This is a genomic window from Hubeiibacter jixunmingi (assembly GCF_041928215.1).
In the GTDB taxonomy this organism is placed as follows: Bacteria; Pseudomonadota; Gammaproteobacteria; order Pseudomonadales; family Moraxellaceae; genus Acinetobacter.
On record NZ_JBHFHK010000005.1, the window covers coordinates 58,609 to 64,877 of the forward strand.

Below are 6,269 nucleotides of genomic sequence, written 5' to 3' on the forward strand. Positions count from 1 at the left end.
TTTCATCATGCAAGAATCTGAGCAAAAAATTAAAGAAAAAGCCTTAAAAGCATTAGAAGAAAAAGCCAAATCAATGCCTAAACACGACCTTACTGTGCGTGTGCAGCAAAAAATTCGTGCCCATCAAGCTCAGAAATATGAGCGTTGGGGCATACGATTGGCTATAGCGGCAGCGATCGCTGGTTTATCCACTATTCCTTTTTTGGTTAGTAATCAAGCTGAACAACAACAAGCGGTAGATACCACTCGCTTATCACCTCAATTTGCAGAAGATCTAGAAATGTTAAAAGTTTTGGGCAAGGATATGCCAAATGTTCAATAGAGCATTATTATTGTATTGTATTTTGGCGATCAGTACTGCACTCACACAAGGTCATGCTAGTGCTAGCCGATCTTGGCTTGTAAAAAGTGACGATACTGAGCAACAATTTGCTGAGTGTGAATCTTTGAGCAAAGAACAACGCCAAGAGTTGATTGCAAAATATCGTTCAATCGAAAATGATGCCGAAAAAGCTGAATTAAAACAACGTTTTGAATGGTTTTGTCAGCTTAGTGAGCAACAGCAAGAGCATATGCGTTTTGCGTGGCAGAGCATGAGTTCAAAAGAACGTCAGCAACTGCGTGTACAGCTTAAAAATACGCCAGACCCACAGCAACGTGCTAAAATCCGCCAAGATATTTTGGCAAAATATCCTTTGCCGGTATCAAACTAATATAAAATGTATTTGTTTTACTTAATATTCCTAAAAAATGTTATAAGCCTGATTCTTCCGCAATTTTTTGCTGGCTTTCTGTATAAACCTGCTTATGTGGTTTTATGCGGGCAAAAGGGCTATCCTCTGGAAAAATATTTACCACGGTTTCAAATTTTATTAATGATTCATGATAAATAATAATCTTTATTGGTCAACCTAACACCTTTTGCTGTCACTACAGCAATTGGGCAATAGTCATAGCCTGTGTTGTAACCATGTTTTTGTATAAAAGCCAATAATTCTTTGGAAATAATGCTAAACTTTAAACCATAACCATAAAATTCAAAATCAGGATTTTTCATAGATTTGACTACAAAATACACTTGTTTAGGTAGTTCTATTGCTTCATTTCCCACCCATGCGAAATCAAATGCCCTAGACTTACTGTAGTCTTCTTGAATACTGCATTTCGATACATTTGGAATATTTTTGCTATGCAGTTCAGTATAGCCATTACTTGCCCAAAAAATCAGTTGTTGCATAGTTCACACCCTTTTTTTACCTTACAGTTTTTTAATATATCATTTTCTTGTAGAAATTAAGAATTGTAAGATATCAAATTATCACATCTTTTGGCAAATTTTACACTATCTTGTAATCATTTATGCATGGATAATATGTTTCATAAAAATTTCCAATAACCCACAGCAACAGGCATTTTTCAGGTACAATAAGACACAAATTGATACGACCTTTTTATGTTTTGAGCCGACAATGACTGATATTTTAACCACCAACAAAGAAAAAAATAGCGATAGCCCTTTTCGCACGCCACCACACAACCTGACCATGGAACAAGCGGTATTGGCAGCATTGATGACCGTTGCCGAATCTTGGGAAAGTGTCTCGGATACACTTTCCACAGAAGATTTTTATGCTACTCGTCATCGCCATATTTTTGATGCTATCAAAAGCCTTGCCATGAGTGACCAGCCCTATGATGCGGTATTGGTAATGGATTGGCTGAGCAATCAACATTTGCTTGATGCCGTGGGCGGTGAAAGTTATTTGGTACAATTATTATCCGAATCGCCAACATCTTTATTTAACTTGCCGACTTATGCAGAAAAAGTCAAAGAATTGGCGACATTAAGGCATATGATTAGCGTCAGCAATGAAATTTTGTACAATGCCTATGATAGCAAAGGACAATCAGTATCTGAATTATTGGATTTGGCGGAAAGTAAGATTTTTTCTCTCGCAGAACAACATAATAATCGCCAAGACAAATCAGGACCAAAACCAATTGCCGATGTGGTGACCAGTGTTGTAGATAAATTGGATGAATTATCTCGTTTAGACAGCAACATCACTGGGCTTTCTACAGGCTTTTTGGAATTGGACAACAAAACCTATGGCATGCAAGCAGGGGATTTAATCATTGTCGCCGCACGTCCATCCATGGGTAAAACCACTTTTGCCATGAATTTGATCGAAAGCGTACTGTTTAATTGCAACTTGCCTGCCTTGGTATTTTCAATGGAAATGCCTGCTGACTCGATTGCCATGCGTTTGATTTCATCTTTTGGGCGTGTGCATCAAGGGCATTTGCGTTCGGGGAAACTGGATGGCGATGAGTGGAATAAAGTCACCAGTACCATCGTGCATTTGGAGTCCAAGCATTTGTATATCGATGATTCTTCTGCCCTACCACCGAATGAAATGCGTGCCAGAGCCAGACGCATCGCCAAACAACATGGCGGAAAATTGGGCTGTGTGATGGTCGATTATCTGCAATTAATGAAAGTGCCAGGGATGGGCGATAACCGTGTTGGTGAGATTGGCGAGATTTCACGCAGTTTAAAAGCCTTAGCAAAAGAAATGAATTGTCCCGTGATTGCCCTATCACAGCTGAACCGTAGTCTGGAAAATCGCCCCAATAAACGTCCAGTCATGTCAGATTTGCGTGAATCGGGAGCGATTGAGCAAGATGCGGATTTGATTATGTTTATTTATCGTGATGAAGTATATAACAAAGAATCTAAAGATGCAGGGACAGCCGAAATCATTATCGGTAAACAGCGTAATGGTCCGATTGGTACGGTAAGATTGGCATTTGAAGGGCAATATACCCGCTTTAGTAATTTGTCGCCTGAATTTTATAACAACCGCCAAGAAGATGAAGAATAATGGTTTCCCTCCCCTAGCCCCTCCCTTAGGGCGGGGAATAAATGCGTAAGCCATTTTAGTTTTTATCTATTGTTTTATCTTGGTTATTGATATTTTAGAGATATTGTATGCGTCACACTGAAATTTGCATTGACTACACTGCCCTACAACATAATTTGCAACGAGTACGCCAACTTGCCCCAACATCCCAAGTCGTGGCGATGGTGAAAGCCAATGCCTACGGGCATGGTGTGGAAAATGTGCTTGATGCATTTCATGATGCGGATGTATTCGGTGTGGCGTGTTTACAAGAGGCTTTACAAATTCGCCAATTGGGTTGTAATAAGCCGATTACTCTGATTGAAGGGGTATTTTCTGTTGAAGAAATGCCAATAGCACTTGCCAACAAGTGTGAATGCATGGTGCATCAACAGCAACAAATTGACTGGTTATTGCAGTATAAAGCACAATATCAACAAGCCAATTTAAAAGTCTGGTTAAAAATCAATACTGGGATGAATCGTTTGGGTTTTAAAATCCAAACCGCTGATGATATTGATGCAATCGTTCAACCATTGTTGCAAGCAGGTTTTAAGTGTATCATCACCATGCACTTTGCCAATGCTGATGAACTACAACATCCTTTAAATCAACAGCAAATTCAATTATTTAAAGCCATTCAAAACAAATATCCTGAACTTCAATATTCTTGCTGTAATTCAGCGGCAATATATAACTGGGCAGACTTGCATGCGGATTATGTTCGTCCCGGTATTATGCTGTATGGTGCAAGTCCTTTTGCTGATAAAAGTTGCCATGACTTAGGTTTAAAAGCGGTGATGCATTTTAATAGTCAAATTATGCAGATTTTCCAAGTGAATGCAGGCGAAAGTATTGGTTATGCGTCTAGTTTTGTGGCGGATAAAACCATGACTGTGGCAGTTGTAGCGGTCGGTTATGGTGATGGCTATCCAAGAGCTTATCAGCAAGACAATTTTGTGAATATCGCTGGGCATCAAGTCAAAATCATCGGTCGCATTAGTATGGATATGATAACCATTGATATTACAGATATTGCAAACGAAGTCAAAATTGGCGATACGGTACAATTATGGGGCGATAAAATAAATGTTGATGATGTGGCTCAAGCTTATCAAACGATTGCTTATGAACTGTTGTGCCGTATTACTACTAGACCGATGCGTAAAATTATCAATAAGTCCACTCAATAAATCTTTAATGATTATTACCAAAAATATTGAGAAAGCAAATTATTGATAAATTTGTCCTTTGTGTTTTAACCACCCATCAACATGGCGTTTTTGTGGGTCGTGATGCGTCCAGTGCATCACACCACCTTTGTCACTATATTCATATTCACCAAAAAATTCTACGGTATCACCTTTTTTCAGATTTTGAATTTTTGGTGCTAAATCAATATTTTGTGCCACCAAAATAGTGTGTCCATTTTCCAAATTTAAAATAATTTTTTGATGGCGACTACCATCATTATCATCAGGTAAAACCGCTTTGACTTGTCCAATACCTTGAATTTGCACATTACTTTGGCGATTTAAAAAAGCTTGCTGAATCTGTGCAGCACCGTTACTACTATTATATACAGCTGAATGATGGATATTTTTACTTTTTGGTGATGCCTGTTTTGGTGACGTTTGCTCAAGTTGTTGTGGGGTATATTGTGTCTGTGATGAATGCTGTTGTGTGTCAGTTTGATGAGATTGGCTTTTGAAAAAGTAAGCCAAAAACAGCACAATTACTGCACCAATAATAACGCTATTGATGATTTTATTTGAAATACGCATAGCTTATTTTCCAAATGAATATTGATTACAACTAGATTTGATTATCATAACAAATTAATAATCGCTAATATAGCAAGTCTGTACGAATCAACCTAAATTTGAGCGTAAAAATATGAGTACAAACAGTTTATTACAGCTGCAAAAATACACTACATTGGTGGTAGATAGTAGTGATTTACAGGCGATCGCACGTTTTCGCCCACTTGATGCAACGACTAATCCATCTTTAATCACTGCTGCTGCCAGTCAAAGTGAAAATATTGCTTTGCTTGAAGATGCACTACAACAAGCCCGGGCTGAAAATTATCAAGCTGATGCTTTGGTGGAACGTGTTATTGATATTCTCACTGTACGTTTTGGGGTAGAAATTTTAAAATTAATCCAAGGTCGTGTATCGACTGAAGTGGATGCCAGTTTGTCTTATGATACTGAAGCTACGATTGAAAAAGCCTTGCAATTGATTGAATTATATAAGCAATTTGGCATAGATCAATCACGAGTATTGATTAAAATCGCTGCCACTTGGCAAGGGATTCAAGCAGCACGCTTTTTGGAACAGCAAGGCATTCAGTGTAATTTGACTTTAGTTTTTAATCTGACGCAAGCCCAAGCTTGTGCTGATGCTGGGGTTTATTTGATTTCGCCTTTTGTCGGACGAATTTTGGATTGGTACAAAAAAGCAGAACAAAAAGACAGCTATGTCATTGAACAAGACCCTGGTGTATTGTCAGTAAAACGTATTTATCAATACTACAAGCAAAATGATATTCAGACCAAAGTCATGGGTGCAAGTTTCCGTAGTTCTGCACAAATTTTGGCATTGGCAGGTTGTGATTTACTGACTATTGCACCAAATCTCGTGGCTGAACTAGAACAAAGCCAAGCTCCAGTATCTTGTCAGCTAAACGCTGAAGATGCCAAGACACAAGCTAAAATTCAGCGTCCTGTGTTGAATCAGCAAATTTTTGAGCAAGAAGTACAAGATGATTTGATGGCAGCACAATTATTGCAAGGTGGTATTGATGGCTTTATCAAAGCACGAGAACAGCTTGCACAATTATTGCATCAAAGTTTTGGTTTGGCAGATATTGCACCTTAAATTTGTCCAAAAAAATGATGAAAATTTTAACTTTCATCATTTTTTAAGTATCACCTACAATGTTATTTATGTTGGTATGCCAATTTCATCCCTAACATATAGCCTGTATTATCAGAGAAGTTTGAAACGACATCTTTGGTTGGCAGACTACCTTTGGCATCGCCAAACCACATATAACGACCACCTGCTGATACTGAAACATCAGAGGTAAAGTTATATTTGGCACCTAGACCAACAGCATAATAACCCTCGACTGGTCCAAGTGATGTGGTTGGATTGCCTGCGCCACTATCCCAGCTCACATTACCTGAAATTGCCAATTTGGGATTTAAACGTTTTGCCAATCCCAGTTCTGCATACCACTGATCTTTGCTATATTCTATAGCAAAAGAAATTAATAAATGGTACAAATCCACATAAAATAGAAGAACAGGGTATCAATACAATCTAAACGCCAATCCTTACGTTTCTGTTTTATCCAAG

The 6,269-nt window shown here is 38.3% G+C and carries 7 protein-coding genes and 1 pseudogene; 5 read left to right on the forward strand and 3 right to left on the reverse strand.

The features are described from left to right. Window positions 1–7: 7 nt before the first annotated feature. Window positions 8–322 (forward strand): hypothetical protein, encoded by a 315-nt coding sequence (locus ACEYX7_RS01555; protein ID WP_374802785.1) that lies wholly within the window; start codon window positions 8–10, stop codon window positions 320–322. Continuing rightward, complete coding sequence (locus ACEYX7_RS01560; RefSeq protein WP_374802787.1) at window positions 312–713, forward strand: hypothetical protein; 402 nt, start codon at window positions 312–314, stop codon at window positions 711–713. The genes ACEYX7_RS01555 and ACEYX7_RS01560 overlap by 11 nt, the downstream gene beginning before the upstream one ends. Before the next feature lie 167 nt (window positions 714–880). Here ACEYX7_RS01560 and ACEYX7_RS01565 read toward each other — a convergent pair whose 3' ends face one another. Further along, the gene (locus ACEYX7_RS01565; RefSeq protein ID WP_374802789.1) at window positions 881–1,237 is read right to left on the reverse strand and encodes an Imm43 family immunity protein; all 357 of its coding nucleotides are present in this window, start codon (window positions 1,235–1,237) and stop codon (window positions 881–883) included. Between the two features lie 232 nt (window positions 1,238–1,469). On the opposite strand from ACEYX7_RS01565, the gene dnaB reads away from it, so the two are divergent. Together dnaB and alr are read left to right on the forward strand one after the other, a co-directional pair. Further along, entirely contained in the window at window positions 1,470–2,885 is a 1,416-nt protein-coding gene (gene dnaB, locus ACEYX7_RS01570; RefSeq protein ID WP_374900130.1) for a replicative DNA helicase, read from the forward strand. Between the two features lie 107 nt (window positions 2,886–2,992). Then, window positions 2,993–4,096: an alanine racemase gene (alr, locus tag ACEYX7_RS01575; protein ID WP_374802793.1), complete on the forward strand. Its 1,104-nt coding sequence runs from the start codon at window positions 2,993–2,995 to the stop codon at window positions 4,094–4,096. 39 nt (window positions 4,097–4,135) lie between these two features. Here the strand turns inward: alr and ACEYX7_RS01580 are convergent, their stop codons facing one another. Next, window positions 4,136–4,687: a DUF3465 domain-containing protein gene (locus ACEYX7_RS01580; RefSeq protein WP_374802795.1), complete on the reverse strand. Its 552-nt coding sequence runs from the start codon at window positions 4,685–4,687 to the stop codon at window positions 4,136–4,138. 112 nt (window positions 4,688–4,799) lie between these two features. On the opposite strand from ACEYX7_RS01580, the gene tal reads away from it, so the two are divergent. Further along, window positions 4,800–5,786: a transaldolase gene (tal, locus tag ACEYX7_RS01585; protein WP_374802797.1), complete on the forward strand. Its 987-nt coding sequence runs from the start codon at window positions 4,800–4,802 to the stop codon at window positions 5,784–5,786. Between the two features lie 62 nt (window positions 5,787–5,848). Here the strand turns inward: tal and ACEYX7_RS01590 are convergent. Then, window positions 5,849–6,169, reverse strand: a pseudogene (locus tag ACEYX7_RS01590) (hypothetical protein); the annotation flags it as partial. Window positions 6,170–6,269 lie beyond the last annotated feature (100 nt).

Bases quoted from the DNA above. Each gene is read 5' to 3' on its own strand.
- alr (WP_374802793.1), top strand. From the start codon at position 2,993: ATGCGTCACACTGAAATTTGCATTGACTACACTGCCCTACAACATAAT.
- dnaB (WP_374900130.1), top strand. From the start codon at position 1,470: ATGACTGATATTTTAACCACCAACAAAGAAAAAAATAGCGATAGCCCT.
- tal (WP_374802797.1), top strand. From the start codon at position 4,800: ATGAGTACAAACAGTTTATTACAGCTGCAAAAATACACTACATTGGTG.
- ACEYX7_RS01560 (WP_374802787.1), top strand. From the start codon at position 312: ATGTTCAATAGAGCATTATTATTGTATTGTATTTTGGCGATCAGTACT.
- ACEYX7_RS01555 (WP_374802785.1), top strand. From the start codon at position 8: ATGCAAGAATCTGAGCAAAAAATTAAAGAAAAAGCCTTAAAAGCATTA.
- ACEYX7_RS01580 (WP_374802795.1), bottom strand. From the start codon at position 4,687: ATGCGTATTTCAAATAAAATCATCAATAGCGTTATTATTGGTGCAGTA.
- ACEYX7_RS01565 (WP_374802789.1), bottom strand. From the start codon at position 1,237: ATGCAACAACTGATTTTTTGGGCAAGTAATGGCTATACTGAACTGCAT.